Source organism: Sulfurivermis fontis (genome assembly GCF_004001245.1).
GTDB classification, from domain to species: Bacteria; Pseudomonadota; Gammaproteobacteria; order Thiohalomonadales; family Thiohalomonadaceae; genus Sulfurivermis; species Sulfurivermis fontis.
Window position 1 is genome coordinate 1,098,628 of record NZ_AP018724.1, and the last position, 18,919, is coordinate 1,117,546.

At 63.7% G+C, this 18,919-nt stretch carries 17 protein-coding genes and 1 other RNA gene; 12 read left to right on the top strand and 6 right to left on the bottom strand.

Annotated elements, in window-relative coordinates; genetic code table 11:
* Window positions 1–65 precede the first annotated feature (65 nt).
* The 4 genes from mobH (at window position 66) to EP379_RS05765 (ending at window position 5,587) form a co-directional block, all read left to right on the top strand.
* Window positions 66–1,904 carry a MobH family relaxase gene (mobH, locus tag EP379_RS05750; protein ID WP_127476735.1) on the top strand — a complete coding sequence of 613 codons (1,839 nt, stop codon included), beginning with the start codon at window positions 66–68 and terminating at the stop codon, window positions 1,902–1,904.
* The gene (traD, locus tag EP379_RS05755) at window positions 1,888–3,918 is read left to right on the top strand and encodes a type IV conjugative transfer system coupling protein TraD (RefSeq protein WP_127476738.1); all 2,031 of its coding nucleotides are present in this window, start codon (window positions 1,888–1,890) and stop codon (window positions 3,916–3,918) included. Before mobH ends, traD begins: the two co-directional genes overlap by 17 nt.
* On the top strand, window positions 3,915–4,583 hold the full coding sequence (locus EP379_RS05760) for an IncC plasmid conjugative DNA transfer DtrJ family protein (RefSeq protein WP_127476740.1): 669 nt from the start codon (window positions 3,915–3,917) through the stop codon (window positions 4,581–4,583). The genes traD and EP379_RS05760 overlap by 4 nt, the downstream gene beginning before the upstream one ends.
* An 80-nt stretch (window positions 4,584–4,663) precedes the next feature.
* A complete protein-coding gene (locus EP379_RS05765; RefSeq protein ID WP_172600394.1) occupies window positions 4,664–5,587 on the top strand; it encodes a tyrosine-type recombinase/integrase in 924 nt (307 codons plus the stop codon).
* Between the two features lie 204 nt (window positions 5,588–5,791).
* On the opposite strand, the gene ssrA is transcribed toward EP379_RS05765, so the two are convergent.
* Window positions 5,792–6,153: a transfer-messenger RNA gene (gene ssrA / locus EP379_RS05770) on the bottom strand.
* A gap of 58 nt (window positions 6,154–6,211) precedes the next feature.
* Window positions 6,212–6,697 (bottom strand): SsrA-binding protein SmpB, encoded by a 486-nt coding sequence (gene smpB, locus EP379_RS05775; protein ID WP_127476746.1) that lies wholly within the window; start codon window positions 6,695–6,697, stop codon window positions 6,212–6,214.
* A gap of 106 nt (window positions 6,698–6,803) precedes the next feature.
* Between smpB and EP379_RS05780 the strand changes: the two genes are divergently transcribed.
* Genes EP379_RS05780 through EP379_RS05790 form a run of 3 tightly spaced genes read left to right on the top strand, consistent with a single transcriptional unit; the run spans window position 6,804 to window position 8,947 of the window.
* On the top strand, window positions 6,804–8,192 hold the full coding sequence (locus tag EP379_RS05780) for a sodium-dependent transporter (RefSeq protein WP_127476748.1): 1,389 nt from the start codon (window positions 6,804–6,806) through the stop codon (window positions 8,190–8,192).
* Between the two features lies 1 nt (window position 8,193).
* Window positions 8,194–8,631, top strand: coding sequence for a type II toxin-antitoxin system RatA family toxin (locus tag EP379_RS05785; RefSeq protein ID WP_127476749.1), 438 nt, complete (start codon window positions 8,194–8,196; stop codon window positions 8,629–8,631).
* Window positions 8,618–8,947 carry an RnfH family protein gene (locus EP379_RS05790; RefSeq protein WP_127476750.1) on the top strand — a complete coding sequence of 110 codons (330 nt, stop codon included), beginning with the start codon at window positions 8,618–8,620 and terminating at the stop codon, window positions 8,945–8,947. The genes EP379_RS05785 and EP379_RS05790 overlap by 14 nt, the downstream gene beginning before the upstream one ends.
* Window positions 8,948–8,992: 45 nt before the next feature.
* Here the strand turns inward: EP379_RS05790 and EP379_RS05795 are convergent, their stop codons facing one another.
* Window positions 8,993–9,304 (bottom strand): outer membrane protein assembly factor BamE, encoded by a 312-nt coding sequence (locus EP379_RS05795; RefSeq protein ID WP_197722867.1) that lies wholly within the window; start codon window positions 9,302–9,304, stop codon window positions 8,993–8,995.
* 80 nt (window positions 9,305–9,384) lie between these two features.
* Between EP379_RS05795 and fur the strand changes: the two genes are divergently transcribed.
* On the top strand, window positions 9,385–9,825 hold the full coding sequence (fur, locus tag EP379_RS05800) for a ferric iron uptake transcriptional regulator (RefSeq protein WP_127476752.1): 441 nt from the start codon (window positions 9,385–9,387) through the stop codon (window positions 9,823–9,825).
* Window positions 9,826–9,912: 87 nt separating this feature from the next.
* Here fur and EP379_RS05805 read toward each other — a convergent pair whose 3' ends face one another.
* Genes EP379_RS05805 through EP379_RS05815 form a run of 3 tightly spaced genes read right to left on the bottom strand, consistent with a single transcriptional unit; the run spans window position 9,913 to window position 13,795 of the window.
* On the bottom strand, window positions 9,913–11,151 hold the full coding sequence (locus EP379_RS05805) for an ISL3 family transposase (protein ID WP_127474685.1): 1,239 nt from the start codon (window positions 11,149–11,151) through the stop codon (window positions 9,913–9,915).
* Window positions 11,148–12,908, bottom strand: coding sequence for a DNA repair protein RecN (gene recN / locus EP379_RS05810; protein ID WP_127476754.1), 1,761 nt, complete (start codon window positions 12,906–12,908; stop codon window positions 11,148–11,150). Before recN ends, EP379_RS05805 begins: the two co-directional genes overlap by 4 nt.
* Before the next feature lie 17 nt (window positions 12,909–12,925).
* The gene (locus tag EP379_RS05815; protein WP_127476755.1) at window positions 12,926–13,795 is read right to left on the bottom strand and encodes an NAD(+) kinase; all 870 of its coding nucleotides are present in this window, start codon (window positions 13,793–13,795) and stop codon (window positions 12,926–12,928) included.
* Window positions 13,796–13,937: 142 nt separating this feature from the next.
* On the opposite strand from EP379_RS05815, the gene hrcA reads away from it, so the two are divergent.
* From hrcA to dnaJ, 4 genes are all read left to right on the top strand, one after another.
* Window positions 13,938–14,987: a heat-inducible transcriptional repressor HrcA gene (gene hrcA, locus EP379_RS05820; protein WP_127476756.1), complete on the top strand. Its 1,050-nt coding sequence runs from the start codon at window positions 13,938–13,940 to the stop codon at window positions 14,985–14,987.
* Window positions 14,988–15,076: 89 nt separating this feature from the next.
* The gene (gene grpE, locus EP379_RS05825) at window positions 15,077–15,628 is read left to right on the top strand and encodes a nucleotide exchange factor GrpE (RefSeq protein WP_127476758.1); all 552 of its coding nucleotides are present in this window, start codon (window positions 15,077–15,079) and stop codon (window positions 15,626–15,628) included.
* A 95-nt stretch (window positions 15,629–15,723) separates the two neighbouring features.
* Complete coding sequence (gene dnaK, locus EP379_RS05830; protein WP_127476761.1) at window positions 15,724–17,649, top strand: molecular chaperone DnaK; 1,926 nt, start codon at window positions 15,724–15,726, stop codon at window positions 17,647–17,649.
* A gap of 107 nt (window positions 17,650–17,756) precedes the next feature.
* Window positions 17,757–18,890 (top strand): molecular chaperone DnaJ, encoded by a 1,134-nt coding sequence (gene dnaJ, locus EP379_RS05835; RefSeq protein ID WP_127476763.1) that lies wholly within the window; start codon window positions 17,757–17,759, stop codon window positions 18,888–18,890.
* The last annotated feature ends 29 nt before the right edge of the window (window positions 18,891–18,919 follow it).

Here is an 18,919-nt window from a genome sequence, read left to right on the forward strand (position 1 = left end):
TCCACCCACAATTCGTCCGAATTATCCCTAGACCGGCCCCGGTTGCCAAGGAACCATGCGGCCCCATGCTTGGCCGCCTATTCCGTCGCGACAGTCCCCGTGTCGATGCTCCGTCCCCGGACGGGCGCTTTTCGATCGACCCACCGGAGGTCCTGCTGGCCCCCCACGCCCGCGTAATCGCCTCGATTCGTGGAATGACGGGCGTGCCGGATACGCATTGGGCCGCGTTGTACAGCCCCCTTTTCGGAGCGCTTGCCCGGTTCGTGCAGCAACTGCCGGCATCCGAGGCGCATCATCACGCCGCGCCGGGGGGCCTCCTGCGCCACGCACTGGAGGTCGCGCTCGAGGCCATGAAGCTCCGCCGCGGTGCCCTGCTGCCACCCGGCGCGTCCGCCGAAGAGCTCGCCCGCCTCCAGGACGTCTGGTCGTATGCCTGCGTCACGGCGGCTCTCCTGCACGACATCGGCAAACCGCTCGCCGACCAGCGCGTAACGCTGTTCAGTCCTGACCACGCGTCGATCGGGTTTTGGAGCCCGGTTGACGGCCCGATGCCGCCCCCGGCGCGGTACTACCGCGTCGAGTTCGTGACCAAGCGCCGTTACCGGCGGCACGAGCGGCTCGCGCCCCTGCTGGCCGGCCACATCGTCCCGGCCCAGGGCCTCCGCTGGCTCGCCGACGAACCCGAGGTGATGGACGCCTGGCTCGCGGCCCTGCAGGGCGAATACGAGGCAGCAGGCCCGCTCGGCGCCATCGTGGCCAAGGCGGATGGCCTCTCGGTCGCGCGGGACCTGTCCGGCGGCGGAAAGGTGCAGCTGCCCACCGCGCGGACAAGGCCACTGTCCGAACGTCTGATTACCGCGCTGCGGTATTTACTTGCCCGCGACGAGCTTCCCCTCAACCGCCGCGGCGCCGCCGGCTTCCTCGCCGGCGACGATTTGTGGCTGGTCTCCAAGAGGGTGCTCGACGCCCTGCGCGAGCAACTCGCGCGCGAAGGCCAGACGGGTGTTCCCTCGCGCAATGACCGCCTGATGGACGAGCTGCAACAGCACGGCCTGCTCATTCCCAACGAAGACCACGCGATATGGACCTGCGAGGTGCGCATCGGCGACTGGACGCAACGCCTCACGCTGCTGCGCATGGAGGCCTCGGCGATATGGTCAAACCCGGAACGCCGGCCGGTTCCTCTCGACGGTACCGTGATACCGGTGGCCGGAGCCCCTGAGGACGGGGCGGATGCTGACGCCGCCGGCGAAACCGCCGCGGAGCCCTGCACGGCCGCGCCGGAGACGAATCGGGCCACGCGGAATGCGCCGCAGGAGAGCGCCGGGCATCCGGCGGAACCTGGTAGCGCCCAAGGCTACGACGATCTCCCACTGCCCTACGACATCGAGGCGCCCGGAGGAGGGACGGCAATTCCATCGACTGAGCCCTCCGCGGGCAACCGACATCACGCCGGTGAGGCCTCGGTCGGAAGCACGCCGCAAGACGACGAGGACGAGGATGCAGGCAGGCGCTTCGTTGCCTGGCTCAAAGACAACATCGCCAGCGGCCGGGTGGAGATCAACACGGTCAATGCCCGCCTGCATGTCCTGCCCCAGGGCCTGGCCCTGATCTCGCCGGGCATCTTCCGCGACTTCGACTCGGTGCGCTGGGACAAGGCGCAGAAGCGCTTCCAGAAGATGAAGCTGCACCTCAAACGCCCGGACGGCACCAACATCTGGACCTGCCGCGTGGCCAAGGACCGCAAGCAGTCGCGCATCAAGGTCATGCTGATCCCCGAACCCGAAAGTGCGCTCGGTGTGAAGCTGCCCCCGCCCAACCCCGCGGTAACCCTGCTGACAGAGAACGGCGGCGAGACCGCAAAAGACTCCGAGAAAAAGGTGGGTGATGGCCAGGTTGTTTGACAACCGGCTGCGGCCGGCCGTTGAGTTTCTGCCGGCGACGGTGCTGACGGGCTTGGCCGGCACCCTGGTCACCCAACCGGACAACATCGCTCCATTGATGCCTGGCGTAGCCACGGCGACGGCCGGGCTGTTCGCGGCTGCCGCGGCGTGGCGCACCGTACAAGGAGCGCGCGTGCTCGCCTACCGATCGCGCCTGCGGCGCCTGCCACGTTATGTACTTCGCGGTGACCAGATACCTTGGTCCTCGACCAGGCTGTTCCTGGGTCGCGGTTTCCGGTGGGACCAGCGCCACAGCCAGCGCTTGGTTGAGGCCCGTAATCCGGAAGCACGCAAGTATCTGGAACCGAGCTCCGCTTACCGGTTGGTGCGAGCCCTCGAGCTGAAGTGGGAACGACAGCGGCTCCTGCGCCGCTTGTCCCGGTACACGCAGGCCGACGCATGGTGGAACCCGGTGCGGCCACTGCCGCCCGTGGGGGGTGACTCTGCACTGCATGGCGTGGGTCTTGAAGACGAAGAGGATAGCTGGCTGCCCCTCGATGAACGCCAGGGCCACTTGCTGGTAATGGGCACCACGGGTGTCGGCAAGACCCGCCTTGCAGAGCTGCTGGTGGCCCAGGACATCCGCCGCGGCGACGTGGTCATCGTTGTCGATCCGAAAGGCGATCTGGATTTGCTGCGGCGGATGTTCGCCGAGGCAAAGCGAGCCGGCAAACTCGACAAGTTCCATATCTTCCACCTGGGGTTCGCGGAAATCAGCGAGCGCTACAACCCGGTGGGCGAGTTCGCACGCATCACTGAGGTGGCAACCCGGACAACCGCACCGCTGCCGAACGAAGGTAACTCAGCCGCTTTCAAGGAATTCGCCTGGCGGTTCTCCAACGCCGTGGCCCAGGCCCTGGTCGGGCTGGGCCGCAAACCCGATCTCAAGTCTCTCGGTCGCTACGTCACTCATATCGAGCCATTGCTGGTCGACTACTTCAAGCTGTGGCTGGACGCACACGGACCTGAGGACTGGCGCCAGACGGTGGATCGCATGGTGGCGGACGAGGACTTTCCGAAGCGGCTGCCGACAGCGCTGAAGAGCCGCGATCGCTACGCTGCGGCACTGGTGACTTTCTACAAAGAGCGCAACCTCTACGACCCGGTCTGCGACGGTCTGAAGAGCACCTTCGAATACGACAAGACCTACTTCGACAAGCTGACCGCGAGCCTGCTGCCGCTCATCGAGAAACTGACGTCGGGGCGCGTTGGCGAGCTGATCGCCCCCGACTACGAAGACGCCAACGACCACCGCCCCATCCTCGAATGGAGCAAGGTGATCCGGGAGGGGGGCATCGTTTATGTCGGGCTCGATGCGCTCTCCGACCCAGAGGTGGCGCATGCCGTCGGCAATGCAATGTTGGCCGACCTGACCTCCATTGCCGGCCGCCTGTACAAGCACGGTCATGCCCACGGCCTGCCGGGCGATCCGGGCCGCCCCCCGGTCATCAACCTCCACCTCGACGAGTTCAATGAAATCGTCGGCGACGAGTTTATCCCGCTGGTCAACAAAGCCCGCGGCGCCGGCTTCCGGGTTACCGCGTATACGCAGACCGGTACAGACGTTGAGGCTGGAATCGGCGACCGGGCAAAAGCAGGCCAGATCTTCGGCAACTTCAATAACCGGATCATGCTGCGCGTTGTTCATCCGGACACCGCCTGCCTGCTCACCGACCAGCTCCCCAAGGTGCGCGTCTACACCAAGGTCGCGGAAAGCCGCACTACCGACAATAACGACCCCAACAGTCCGGTCGATTTCACCTCACAAAACGCCGATCGCCTTACCGAAACGGAAGTGGAGATGCTCACCCCGGCCGACCTGGTGAGTCTGCCCAAGGGGCAGGCCTTTGCTCTCATCGAGGGCGGTCGGCTCTACAAGCTCCGCCTGCCGCTCGCGGGCGACGATCCGCTGTTGCCCAGGGACATGATCCAGATCGCGGCCTGGGCCGATGAACGCTATCGGATGGCTGCATGAGAGAACGTCGCACGGGGTTGGTGGCGCTGGTTCTGTGGACGGGACTGCTCATCCTGCTCACGCTGTTTCTGCACTTCGTCTATGCCGTCTGGCCGTGGCCTGACGCACCGCGCGGTGCAGCGCCGCTACGCGAGGCGGTTGTGACGGAGCGTGCACGTGTCGAGAAACTGGCGTCGGCATCTTCCGTCGGCATGATCAGCACGGCAATTGAATGGACCTACCGCATCGGTTTCGAGTGGACCGGCATGGATTACCTTATGCGCTCGGCAATGGAGCAGGCGCCGCGCGGGGGAACCGACGAAATCGGCCGGCGCACGGCCGCAGCCACCTGGACGCTCCTTGAACCCCTCTACTGGAGCGTGCAACTCACAGGGCTTCGCCTCGGCGTCCTCTTTGCGTCGCTCCCGCTTTTCCTGGTAGCCGCGATTGGCGGTGCCGCAGACGGCGCCGCGGCCTGGTATCTGCGGCGTGTTGGCGTGGGCCGCGAATCAGGTTTCATCTACCACCGGGCAAAACTCGCCTTTTGGACAGCGCTGTTCGCGCTCTGGGCGGTTTACCTGCTGCCTCCTGTTGCTCTCGACCCGATGACGGTTATCCCGCCGTTCGTTGCACTGTTCGGGCTCACCGTGCGCATCGCAGTGAGCTGGTTCAAGAAGTACCTCTAAGGATGTCGCCCTCCTCGCCGCCCCTAAGATCGCCCTCGTCTTATACGGAGACGGAAACAAAAGCAAAAAAGGAGAACGACATGCAAGCTGCGGAGAAACTGCAATTTACGGCTATGGAGCATTTGCTCCAATCCTACCTGCTCGAGAACCTGGTACGCCCTGCGACAGCCAGGACTTACGAGCAGGCGGTCCGACGTTGGACTGAGGAAACGGGGATGTCGTGCATCGAGGCCATTACCCGCGATGATGTCTTGAAGTGGCGCAATGACATCCTCTCCCGTGCCCGCCCTGAGACCTGGAACAAATACCGGCGCCATCTTCGGGCGCTGTTCAATTACGCGGTATCCCGCGGCTGGTTAGGCACAAACATCTTTTCCGCCGTTCCGCCCGCGCGCGCGGGAACGCGCCTGAAGAAAACGGTCGATGTCGATGTTGTGCGCAAGGCTCTCGTCTTTCTCGACGACGAGGACGAAAGTCTGCGGCCGGGATGGTTCTGGGCCATGGTCGTGCGCGCGATCTACTTCACCGGCGTCCGCCGACGGCAGATAGTCGAGCTGCGCTGGGGCGACGTGAACCTGGACGCTGGCACCTGGCGGATACGCGCAGAAACGTGCAAGACGCACCGGGAATGGTTTCTGCCATTGGTGCCCCAAGTGGTTGAAGACCTCACCGAACTCTACCGGCGCACCTGTGAACGCCTTAAGGGGAAACCAGGAAAGCACTACCAGGTGTACAACGTGTCGCTCTTCTACCCGCGCTACAAAGGGCCGGAGTTGAAGGAGGATCAGATCGGCGGATTCTTCCACCGGCTGTCAGAGGCGCTGGAGGAACCGATCACCTCGCATCGCCTGCGTCACACCATGGCCACGATGCTTGCGGTGCACGGCGATATCCGCACGCTGCAGGAGATCCTGGGGCACACGAATCTGAGTACGACGATGGTGTACGTGCATCCGGACGTGGAGCGGATGCGATCGTTGATGGCACGGTTACCCAACTTGTAACCGACTAATAATTGTGGTAAATGTCGCTGACGTATTACCGGGAGTGGTGTTTCGCGGGAACGCGAAGGTCTGTCCCCGTCGATGCGGCAAGACATCCGAAAAGAAACCGGGAGGTTGGTATGCGCCCAACCTCCCGGAATTTCACGTATTACCGAGGGTGTCTTGCCTCTGATCCCTGGTTCGGGTGGGACGTTGTCCCAAAAATGGTGGAGGCGGCGGGAATCGAACCCGCGTCCGCAAGCCCTCTGCCATCGGCTCTACATGCTTATCCACGCCTATTGGTTTAACCGGCTGCTACCCGACGGGCAGGGAAGACAGACGGCGAGTCCGGTAAGGTATTAGCGACGCGGCCCCGAACGAACCTTGTCGCGATCCTGTGAGAGTCGACCCCCGATTACGGACGCACAGGCACGGCTCCGGTCGGAGGGCACCCTACTGGGTTTTAAGCAGCGAGTGCGTAGTTGTCGTCGTTGGCAACTATTTGGTTTGCAGCGTGTTTTACGAGGTCACCGCACCTCGGCATGCACCTCCGGTTTCGCAACCCACGTCGAAGCCAGGTCGCCCCCCTTGGTATCGGAACATTGGAGATGATAGCGGCCGGGAAGTTCCCTGTCACGGTGAACTTCAGCGGGCGTTCTTCATCAGGCGCTGCTTCTCGCGCTGCCAGTCGCGGTCGCGCTCGGCATCGCGCTTGTCGTGGGCCTGCTTGCCCTTGGCGAGGCCCAGCTCCACCTTGCACAGGCCGCGTTTCCAGTACAGCGACAGGGCGAGCAGGGTGTAGCCCTTGCGCTCCACCGCGCCGATGAGCTTGTCCAGTTCCTGGCGGTGCAGGAGCAGCTTGCGGGTGCGCCTGGGATCGGGCACGTAGTGGGTGGAGACGGTGGCCAGCGGGGTGATCAGGGCGCCGAGCAGCCAGGCCTCGTTGTTCTTGACGATGACGTAGCTGTCCACCAGCTGGACACGGCCGGCGCGCAGGCTTTTCACTTCCCAGCCTTCCAGGGCAATGCCGGCCTCGATACGGTCTTCGATGAAGAAGTCGTGACGGGCCTTCTTGTTGACGGCGATGGTGCTGGTGCCTTCGCCCTTGGTGGTCGCACTCTGTTTTGCCATGGGGTGGCATTATACGGGGCTGTCGGAGCGGAAGCGATCGGCATGTGTTGAGGCGCGTGGCGAATTCGCCGACAATTGCCGGCATTTGGTGAATTCGGGGAGAGTCATGAAGCCGTCGTCGCGGGAACCCATCCATGGCCAGTGGTCTTCACGCTGGGCCTTCGTGCTGGCCGCCACCGGTTCGGCGGTCGGTCTGGGCAATATCTGGAAGTTTCCCTACATCACCGGCGAGAACGGCGGTGGCGCCTTCGTGCTGGTTTACCTGGTGTGCATCAGCCTGATCGGTATCCCCATCATGATGGCCGAGATCCTGCTCGGCCGTCGTGGCCGGCGCAGCCCCATCAACACCATGCGCCACCTGGCCCAGGAAGAGGGGCGGCACGGCGCCTGGCGTTATCTCGGTTGGCTGGGCATCCTCGCCGGCGTGCTGATTCTGTCCTATTACAGTGTCATCGCCGGCTGGGCCCTGGCCTATCTGGTGCGCACCGGCAGCGGGGTGTTCACGGGCCTGACCGCTGACGGGGTCAACAACATCTTCTACAGCCTGGTGGCGGACCCGGAACGGCTGCTGGCCTGGCACACCCTGTTTCTGACCATGACGATGGTGGTGGTGGCGCGTGGGGTGCGCAGCGGGCTGGAGCAGGCGGTGCGCTACCTGATGCCGCTGTTGCTGGTGTTGTTGCTGGTGCTGGTGGGCTACGCCATGAATACCGGCGCCTTCCAGCAGGCCCTGGGCTTCCTGTTCTATCCCGACTTCAGCAAGCTGAGCCCCAACAGCGTGCTCATCGCCATGGGCCATGCCTTCTTCACCCTAAGTCTGGGCATGGGCGCCATCATGGTGTACGGCTCCTATCTGCCGCGCCATGTCTCCATCACCCATGCCACCTTAATTATTGCCACTGCCGACACCCTGGTGGCCCTGCTGGCCGGCATGGCCATCTTTCCCATCGTGTTTGCCAACGGTCTGGCGCCCGGGGCGGGGCCGGGCCTGATCTTCCAGACCCTGCCCATCGCCTTCGGACGCATGCCGGGCGGCGAGTTTTTCGGTGCGGTGTTTTTTGTGCTGCTGATCTTCGCGGCCTGGACTTCGGCGATCTCACTCATCGAGCCGCTGGTGGCCTACATGGTGGAAAACCTGCGCATGACCCGAGTGCGGGCCACGGCCCTGGCCGGTGGTGTTGCCTGGTTCCTGGGACTGGGCACTATCTTCTCGTTCAACATCTGGTCGGGGGATCGCTACAAGCTGTGGGGACTGACCTTCTTCGACCTGCTCGATTATCTGACGGTGAATATCATGTTGCCGCTGGGGGGACTGCTGATTGTGATCTTTACGGTGTGGGTGATGCGGCGCGAGTCGGTCATGAGCGAATTGGGAGTGAAGGACGGACCGCTGTTTCGCATCTGGTACCTTGTCAGCCGTTATGTCACTCCGGTAGCCGTGCTGCTCATCTTCCTGCATGCCATCGGCGTGCTCCAACCCTTGCTGAATCCTTAACGTGACGACGATCCACAAAAGCGCCTTGGTGCCGTACAGCAGCGGCCAGATGTTTGCCCTGGTCAACGATATCGATTCCTATGCCAGTTTTTTGCCCTGGTGCCGTTCCAGTCAGGTGTTGTCGCGTACGCCGGATGAAGTGCGCGCGACCATCGAAATCGCCCACGGCGGGCTGCACAAGTCCTTCACTACCCTGAACCGCTTGCAGCAGGACAAGATGATGGAGATGCGTCTGGTGGAGGGGCCGTTCCGCCACCTCGAGGGGTTCTGGCGTTTCGATATCCTGGGCGACAAGGCCTGCAAGGTGTCGCTGGATCTCGATTTCGAATTTTCCAATCGGCTGGTGGGGATGGCGCTGGGACCGATCTTCACCCAAATCGCCAATGCCCTGGTGGATTCCTTTTGCAAGCGCGCGCGGGAAGTGTATGGAAAAGAGTGAACATTTTCAGGTGGAAGTGGCTTATGCCCGGCCGGATGTGCAAGTGGTACTGCCGGTAGAGGTGGAGGAGGGCACGACGCTGCGCCAGGCCATCGAGCGTTCCGGGGTGCTGAACCGCTTTCCGGAGATCGATCTGACGGTCAACAAGGTGGGTGTGTTCGGCCGCTTGGCCAAACTGGAGGAGCCGCTGCGCGCGCGTGACCGGGTGGAGATCTACCGTCCGCTCATCGCCGATCCCAAGGAGGTGCGCAAGCAGCGCGCCGCCGAGGGCAAGCGCATGAAGAAGGGCGGCGGTGACGTGGAAGAGGCGGGCTGAACGAAGCCCGGCCTTTCAGCCAGTAGCCACTGAGACGCGGAGGCCTTACTGCGCCGTTTTTTCCGGGTATTCCGCCGGGGGGATATCGCCACGGGTCTCGATGCGGCTGAGGCGGTCGTTCTCGAAGTACAGCGTGGCACCGTAACGCACGGTGGCGTCACGGCCCGGGGTCAGGCTGTAGTAGTAGTCCCAGCGGTTTTGGTGGAACGGGTCGGTGAGCATGGGCGAGCCCATGATGAACAGCACCTGACGTTTGTCCATGCCGGTCTTGAGCTGCGCCAGCTTGTCCTGCGTCACCATATTGCCTTGCTGGATATCGGGCTTATAGGCGCAGGCGGCGAGTGTGACGCACAACATCAAACAAATGGTAATCTTTTGCATTGTCTTTCAGGGCTGCGTTATCGTGGCGCCATGATACCCCAACTGAGTCTGCCCAAGTGAGTGCCAAGGACAGTCAATATCTGAAAAAGGTCGGCCTCAAGGCCACGTTGCCGCGCCTGAAAATCCTGGAGATTCTGGAGTCGGCCGGCACCGCGCGTCATATGAGCGCCGAGGATGTATACAAGGCCCTGCTGGAGCATGGCGAGGATGTGGGACTTGCCACGGTGTACCGTGTGCTGACCCAGTTCGAGCAGGCCGGCATCCTGACCCGCCATCACTTCGAGGGCGGCCAGTCGGTGTTCGAGATGGACGAGGGCAAGCACCACGACCATATCCTGTGCACCCGCTGCGGCCGCGTCGACGAGTTCGTCGATCCCACCATCGAGGAGCGGCAGAAGGCCATCGCCGACAGGTTCGGCTACACCATGACCGATCACAGCCTCTACATCTACGGCATTTGCAAGGAGTGCCGGGAAAAGGAAAAGAAGAGGGGCTAGGGGCGAGATACGAGGCACGAGGGGAGGACCGGCCCCGGACGCGGCTGTCAGGAGGTTTTGGGTCATCACCTAATCGAGTGGGTTGAATCACCGATTTCTCATCTGAGCGGGGTATAGGTCAAGGCCGCCGAGATGGAAGTAGATGGCAGTACGGAAACGCTCCCGATTGCGGAACCCCCGCGCCCGGTTCTTCATGTGCTGGATGCGGCTGTTGATGCTTTCGGCATGGCCATTGTGTACCTTCAACACCACGGCATTGATGATGCCCCACAGGTGCTTCTTGATCGTTGCGGCGGTTTTCTTCACCGGCTCCAGTCGGCTGCGTACAGCCCAAGACAGCCAGCGCGTCCAGCCCTTGGCCGCCCAGGTGCGGCTGTCGTAGTGCCACAGGCCCATGGCGAATTCCTTGATGGCCCAGGCCCGCGCCGTTTTCAGGCTGCCATCGCGCAGTGCACGAAAGCGGTTCTGCTGCGCACGCGTCATGTTGGCCGGGTTGGTGAGCCAGTCATATTTGCTGCCCTTGAGGCAGTCCTCGCCCACGGCCAACAGGGAGCGATGCTCCTGTCGCCGTACCTTGTCCACCGCATCATTCAGGTACTTGGCGACATGAAACTTGTCGAAGGCGATTTTCTCCCGCGCCTGTGGGATGTGCGCCTCCGTGGCGCTGATATAGGCCGGCCACATGTCCATCGCCACCGCCTTGATGTTGGCCTTCTGCTCATCACTCAGCCCGGCATAGTAGGCCGACAGGCTCTCCGTCTTGCGGTCGTCCGCCACGTGCAGCACGACGCCACGTTCCTGGTCAGTCACCACGGTCACGTACTCGTGGCGCCGGGCGAAGGCGGTCTCGTCCACGCTCAAGTATTCCGGCGCTTGGCTCTCACGGCGGGACAGCCCGCGCTTCACCGCGCGCTGCATCACTCTGTCGATGGCGCCCCAACTCAGCTTCAATTGTCGCGCCACCGCCTGCGTGCTCGCCTCCTTCAGCCAGTCAATGAGCAGCGCCTCGAACAGCGCCGTGAAACCCGAACCCGGTTCTGCCCACGGGACCGCCACCGTGACCACCCCGTGCTCTGCACATTGCACCCGCGGCACGTCCGCTTCCAGCACCGTCTTGTACTGGCAGGTGTCCAGATGGCGCCATTGCCGACGCCTGCTGTCGTAGCCGGGGCTGGGGCGTCCACAGTGCGGACAGCTCCACGTCACTCCCGGCTCCGGGACCACGTGAATCCGAACCTCCTCGGCATCACGCAGCAACTGCACATCGGCCACCTTCCACGGCGACCGTAAGCCAAGAATCTGGGCGTATAGGTCTATGTCTCTCATGACTCAACAGGGTAAGCTACCCACTCGATACGGGGAAGAGCCGAGGTTTTTTTCTTGCGTCCCCCGTTCCTCGCCCCGCGTCCCTGTGTTCTTGCCAAAGCCAGCATCTCGCGGGCGTGGGACAGGGTTTGCTCGGTGATGGTCATGCCGCCCAGCATGCGGGCGATCTCTTCCACCCGTGCCTCTCCGTCCAATATCTTCACCGCGCTGCGCGTGGTCTCGCCCTGGGTCTGTTTGCTCACTTGCAAATGCTGATGGCCCTGGGCCGCCACCTGCGGCTGGTGGGTGACGCACAGCACCTGGCGTTCGTTGCCCAGGGTGTGCAACTGGCGCCCCACCATCTCGGCCACGCCGCCGCCGACGCCCACATCCACCTCATCGAAGATCAGTGTGGGGATGCTGCCCTTGCCGGCGCTGATTACCTGGATGGCCAGACTGATGCGTGACAGTTCGCCGCCGGAGGCGACCTTGGCCAGGGGCTTGAGCGGTTGACCGGGATTGGCGCTCACCAGCAGTTCCACCCGCTCCAGGCCGTGCGGTGCCGGTTCGCCGCCTTCCACCGTTTCCAGCGCCACCTCGAACCGGCCGCCCTTCATGCCCAGTTCGGCCATGTTGGCGCTGACCTGGGTTGCCAGGGCCTGCGCCGCCTTGCGGCGGCCGGCGGAGAGTTGTTCGGCCAGCTTCAGATAGTCATCGCGGCAGCGCCGGATCTCCGCCTCCAGGCCGTCGAGGCGCTGGCCGGCCTGTTCCAACTCGGCCAGTTCCTGTTGCAGCCGTTCCAGCAGGGCGGGCAGGTCTGCGCCACTGCAGCGGTGCTTGCGCGCCAGTTCCTGCACGGCGGCCAAGCGTTGTTCCACCCAATTGAGCCGCCCGGGGTCGAGGTCGGCGCGGTCCAGATAGTGGCGCAGTTCGCTGGCCGCTTCACGTGCCTGGATGGCGGCGCTGTCCAGTAGTTCGCAGGCGCTGCCCAGTTGGTTGTCGATGACCTGCAGTTCACGCAGTTCGTTCAGAGTGCGGCCGAGCAGGCTGACCACCGCCATCTCGTCGCCCTCGTAGAGCAGGTCGAGGGCGCGCTGGGCACCTTCCTGCAAACGGCTGGCATTGGCGAGCCGCCCGTGTTCCTCTTCCAGCGCGGCCAGTTCATCGGCAGTGAGGCCGAGGGCCTCCAGCTCGCCCACCTGGTAGCGCAGCAGTTCCAGGCGCGAGTCGCGCTCGCCGGCGGCGCGGGTCAGCCGTTCCAGCTCCTGCTGCAGTTCGCGCCAGCGGCGCCAGACGGCGCCCACCTGTTCCACCAGGGCGTCGTGGCCGGCATAGCCGTCCAGCAGCTGGCGTTGCAGGTCGCGCTTGAGCAGGGACTGGTGGGCGTGCTGGCCGTGGATGTCCACCAGTTGTTCGCCCAGCTCGCGCAGGCTCTGCACCGGTGCCGGCTGGCCGTTGATGTAACCGCGCGAACCGCCGTCGGCGCTCACCGTGCGGCGCAGGATGCATTCATCGTCCAGATTGAGCTCGCGTTCCTCCAGCCAGGCACGCACCGCGGCGTGGTCACGGATGTCGAAGGTGGCGCTGATCTCGGCGCGGTCGCAGCCGGTGCGCACCGTGCCACTGTCGGCACGATCGCCCAGCACCAGGCCGAGGGCATCGAGCAGGATGGATTTGCCGGCACCGGTCTCACCGGTGAGCACGGTCATGCCCGGGGCGAATTCCAGTTCCAGGTGTTCGACCAGGGCGAAATTGCGGATGGCGAGGTGCCGGAGCATGGCGTATGAGCCTGGGGCTAGCCCCAGTTGAGCTTGTTGCGCAGGATGTGGAAGTGGTCGTGATCCACCGGATGGATCAGGCGCACCTTGTGCTCGGCCTTGCGTACCCGCACGCGGTCGCCGGCCATCAGGCCGAAGTTGATCTGGCCGTCGCAGGTGACCTGGGCATGGGCATGGCCGGAGCCGCGAACTACGATCTCGATCAGGTTGCCGCCATCCACCACGATGGGGCGGTTGCTCATGGTGTGCGGGCAGATGGGCACCAGCACCACGGCATTGAGGCAGGGCTGCAGGATCGGGCCGCCACCGGACAGGGCATAGGCGGTGGAGCCGGTGGGGGTGGAGACGATCAGGCCGTCGGAGTGCAGATGGTTGAGGAAGTGGCCGTTGACGTAGGTTTCCGTCTCCAGCATGCGCGCCACGTCCCACTTGTGTACCACCACGTCGTTGAGGGCGACGCTTTCGTTGATGTGCTCGCCGTCGCGCAGCACGGTACAGTGCAGCAGAAAGCGCTCATCCTCGCTGTATTGGCCGGCGAAAATCTCGTCCAGTTTCTGCTCCATCTCGCCGGGCGAGATATCGGTGAGGAAACCGAGACGGCCCTGGTTGATGCCGATGAGGGCGATGTCGAAGGGGGCGAGGGAGCGGGCCGCGTTGAGCAGGGTACCGTCGCCGCCCACCACGATCACGGCGTCGCACTGGCGGCCGATATCCTCGCGGCTGGCGACGGTGAGGCCATGGCCGCTCCAGACCTCGGCGGTGGCCTCGTCGAGCAGGGTCTCAATCTGGCTGGAAGCGAGGTAATCGGCCAGCACCTGGAGCGAGGCCCCCACGTTGGGGTCGCCGTACTTGCCGATAATCCCTACCCGCCCGAAAGTATCTGCCATCGTCTTCTCCGCAAAAATGGCGCTAACGTTAACATGGCCGCTGTCCTGCGCCAACCGACCTTGACACCCCTTTTCACCCCTTGCTAACTTGCCCTGTTAGCACTCATCTGGTTGGAGTGCTAAGCGTATACCTTTAGGTGCAATGAGCAAGGTTTCCTCCATCGCCATGTCCGACCGCGCCCAGCAGCTGCTCAAGTTGCTGGTGGAGCGCTATATCCGCGAGGGGCAGCCGGTGGGCTCGCGTACGCTGGCGCGCGGTCAGGGCGTGGACCTGAGCCCAGCCACTATCCGCAACGTGATGGCCGACCTGGAGGATCTGGGCCTGGTCAAGGCGCCGCACACTTCCGCCGGCCGTATACCCACGGTGCAGGGCTACCGCCTGTTCGTGGACAGCCTGCTGACGGTGAAGCCGCTGCAACCCGCCGAGGTGCGCGCCCTGCAGGCCAAGTTCGAGCAGGCCGCCGATCCGCAACAGGTGCTGGTGACGGCATCGGCGTTGTTGTCGGAGATCAGCTCCATGGCCGGTGTCATCATGGTGCCGCGGCGCGAGCAGCCTACGGTGCGTCAGGTCGAATTCATCGCCCTGTCCGGTAACCGCGTGCTGGTGGTGCTGGTGCTGGACGGCAACCAGGTGCAGAACCGCATGATCACCACTTCACGCCGCTATTCCCCGGCGGAGCTGACTCAGGCGGCCAATTATCTGAACCACGCCCTGGCCGGCAAGGATTTCACCAAGGTCCGGGATACCCTGCTGCGGGAGATGCGCGAAACCCAGGAGAGCATCAATCAGCTCATGCTGATGGCCATCGAAATAGCCAACCGCACTTTCAAGGCGGGCGAGGAGGGCGGCGACTATGTCCTGGCGGGGCACACCAACCTAATGGGCTATGCCGAGATGGCGGATATCGACCGCCTGCGCCAGCTGTTCGAGGCCTTCAACCGCAAGCGCGACATTCTGCATCTGCTGGATCAGGCGGCCCATGCCCAGGGGGTGCAGATATTCATCGGCGAGGAATCGGGCTACGAGGTGCTGGATGCCTGCAGTGTGGTCACTTCGCCTTACGAGGTGGATGGCGAGGTGGTCGGCGTGCTGGGTGTCATCGGGCCGACGCGCATGGCCTACGACCGTCTCATCCCGCTGGTCGACGTGACCGCCAAGCTGCTCGGCGCGGCCTTGAATCAGCAGCAATAACCCCATATATCCCAGTGCAATCACACACCGCGCCGGCGCGGTGGACGTATTTAGCGCATTGATAACCCAAGATTTTGTCTGGAGCCGACATGAGCGAAGAGAACACCAAGACCGATAGCGCGGCAAGCGCCGAGGCAGCGGTGCAGGAGCAGGCTGCACCCGATGCGCAGGAACTGCAGTTGCAGCTGGAGGATGCCCGCAGCAAGGCCGACGAGCACTGGAACCAGGTGCTGCGCCTGCAGGCGGAGCTGGAAAACAACCGTCGCCGCGCCGAACGCGATGTGGAGAACGCCCACAAATACGCCCTGGACCGCTTCACCCAGGACTTGCTGCCGGTACGCGACAGTCTGGAGCTGGCGCTGGCCGCCATCGGTCCCGACAGTGCACTGGACCGGCTGCGCGAGGGCACCGAGCTGACCCTGAAAATGTTGACCCAGGCCATGGAAAAGTACGGCATCAGGGAAGTGAACCCGGTGGGCCAGCCGTTCAATCCGGAACAGCATCAGGCCATGTCCATGCAGGAGAGCACCGAGGTGGCGCCGAACTGCGTGCTGGCGGTGATGCAGAAGGGTTACACCTTGAACGACCGTCTGGTCCGCCCTGCGCTGGTGGTGGTGGCCAAGGCGCCGGCCACGGGCTGATGGCCTTGAATCCCACGGTAAAGACCCTATTTAGCACCTAGATATTGAGTCGGCCCGCAGACGCCGGGCCAGTAACGCATCGGAGACGACAGACTATGGGCAAGATTATCGGTATCGACCTGGGCACCACCAACTCCTGTGTGGCGGTGATGGAGGGCGGCAAACCGCGTGTCATCGAGAATAGCGAGGGCGATCGCACCACGCCGTCGGTGGTGGCTTTCGCCGATGACGGCGAGATCCTCGTCGGCCAGGCCGCCAAGCGCCAGGCGGTGACCAATCCGCAGAACACCCTGTTCGCGGTGAAGCGCCTCATCGGCCGCCGCTTCGACGAGAAAGAAGTGCAGAAGGACATCAAGCTGGTGCCCTACAAGATCATCAAGGCGGACAACAACGACGCCTGGGTGGAGGTGCGCGGCAAGAAGATGGCGCCGCCGGAGATATCCGCCCGTGTGCTGATGAAGATGAAGAAGACCGCCGAGGACTACCTGGGCGAGCCGGTGACCGAGGCAGTGATCACCGTTCCGGCCTACTTCAACGACTCCCAGCGTCAGGCCACCAAGGACGCCGGCAAGATAGCCGGTCTCGACGTGAAGCGCATCATCAACGAGCCGACCGCGGCGGCGCTCGCCTTCGGCATGGACAAGCAGGAAGGTGACCGCAAGATCGCGGTATACGACCTTGGCGGCGGCACCTTCGATATCTCCATCATCGAGATCGCCGAGATCGACGGCGAGCACCAGTTCGAGGTGCTGTCCACCAACGGCGACACCTTCCTCGGCGGCGAGGACTTCGACAAGCGCGTCATCGACTATCTGGCGGACGAGTTCAAGAAGACCAGCGGTATCGACCTGCGCGGCGACCCGCTGGCCATGCAGCGCCTGAAGGAAGCGGCGGAGAAGGCCAAGATCGAGCTGTCCTCGGCCCAGCAGAGCGATGTCAATCTGCCCTACATCACCGCCGACGCCAGCGGTCCGAAGCACCTCAACATCAAGCTGACCCGCGCCAAGCTGGAGTCGCTGGTGGAGGACCTCATCGCCCGCACCATCGAGCCGTGCAAGATCGCCATCAAGGACGCCGGTGTGTCCCTGAGCGAGATCAGCGACGTGATCCTGGTCGGCGGCCAGACCCGCATGCCCAAGGTGCAGGAGGCGGTGAAGAACTACTTCGGCAAGGAGCCGCGCAAGGACGTCAATCCGGACGAGGCCGTCGCCATCGGCGCGGCGATTCAGGGCGGCGTGCTGGGCGGTGAGGTGAAGGACGTGCTGCTGCTCGACGTCACCCCGCTGTCGCTGGGTATCGAGACCCTGGGCGGCGTGATGACCAAGCTGATCGAGAAGAATACCACCATCCCGACCAAGGCCAGCCAGGTGTTCTCCACCGCCGACGACAACCAGACGGCGGTGACCGTGCACGTGCTGCAGGGCGAGCGCGAGATGGCCAGCGCCAACAAGTCGCTGGGCCGCTTCGATCTCACCGACATTCCGCCGGCCCCGCGTGGTGTGCCGCAGATCGAGGTCACCTTCGACATCGACGCCAACGGCATCCTGCACGTGTCCGCCAAGGACAAGGGTACCGGCAAGGAACAGAAGATTGTCATCAAGGCCTCGTCCGGTCTGTCGGAAGAGGAAGTCCAGCGCATGGTGAAGGATGCCGAGGCCCACGCCGCCGAGGACAAGAAGTTCCATGAACTGGTATCCGCGCGCAACCAGGCCGACAACCTGATCCATGCCACCAAGAAGTCCATGGCTGAACTGGGCGACAAGCTGGACGCTGGCGAGAAGGACAGCATCGAGGCGGCCATCAAGGCGCTGGAAGAGGTCATGAAGGGCGACGACAAGGATGCCATCGAGGCCAAGACCCAGGCCCTGGCCGCCGCGTCCGGCAAGATGGCCGAACGCCTTTACGCCCAGCAGGGGGCCGCGGGGGCCGAGGCCGCAGGCACCGAGCAGGCCGCCAGCGGCGGCAAGGATGACGTGGTCGATGCCGAGTTCGAGGAAGTGGACGACAACAACAAGAAGTGACAAGTGACGAGTGACAAGTAACAAGCACAAGGGTCGAAGCGTGCGCTTCGACCCTTGTGTCTTTCTTGAAACTTGTGTCTTGCGACTTGTAACTTGGAACCGGGTTTATGTCTAAACGCGACTATTACGAAGTGCTGGGGGTGGCGAAGAACGCCACCGAGGCCGAGATCAAGAAGGCCTTCAAGCGGCTGGCGATGAAATACCATCCCGACCGCAACCCGGACGACAAGGCGGCGGAGGAGAAATTCAAGGAGGCCAAGGAGGCCTATGAAATCCTCACCGATGCGCAGAAACGTGCCGCCTATGATCAGTTTGGCCATGCCGGTGTCGATCCCACTGCCGGCGGCGGTGGCGGTTACGGCCCAGGCGGCGCCAGCTTCTCCGATATCTTCGGTGACGTGTTCGGCGACATCTTCGGCGGCGGTGCCGGCGCCCGCGGTGGCAGCCGTGCCTACCGCGGCAGCGATCTGCGCTACAACCTGGAGCTGTCGCTGGAAGAGGCGGTGCTGGGCACCACGGTGAAGATCCGTGTGCCGACCCTGGTGGAGTGCGACGAGTGCAACGGCTCCGGCGCCAAGAAGGGGACCAGTGCGCAGACCTGTCCCACCTGCCACGGCCACGGCCAGGTGCGCATGCAGCAGGGCTTCTTCTCCCTGCAACAGACCTGCCCGCGCTGCCATGGCAGCGGCAAGATCATCACCGACCCCTGCGGCAAGTGCCACGGCCAGGGGCGTATCCAGGAACAGAAGACCCTGTCGGTGAAGGTGCCGGCCGGTGTCGACGACGGCGATCGCATCCGTCTCAGCGGCGAGGGCGAGGCCGGCCTGCACGGCGGACCGGCGGGCGATCTGTATGTGCAGATCCATGTGCGCGAGCACCCCATCTTCACCCGTGACGAAAACAACCTCGCCTGTGAGGTGCCGATCAGTTTCGCCACTGCGGCATTGGGCGGCGAGCTGGATGTCCCTACCCTGGGTGGGCGGGTGAAGCTGAAGATTCCGCCCGAGACCCAGAGCGGCAAGCTGTTCCGTCTGCGCGGCAAGGGCGTGCGCTCGGTGCGTGGCGGCGAGGTCGGCGACCTCATCTGCCGCGTGGTGGTGGAAACACCGGTGAACCTCACCAGCAAGCAAAAGGAGTTGCTGCAGCAGTTCGAGGCCAGCCTCAACGGCGACAAGCACAGCCCCAAGGCCAGTTCCTGGCTGGACGGCGTGAAGAAATTCTTCGAGGATATGAGGCCATAGACAGGAGATGCAAGATACAAGTAACAAGA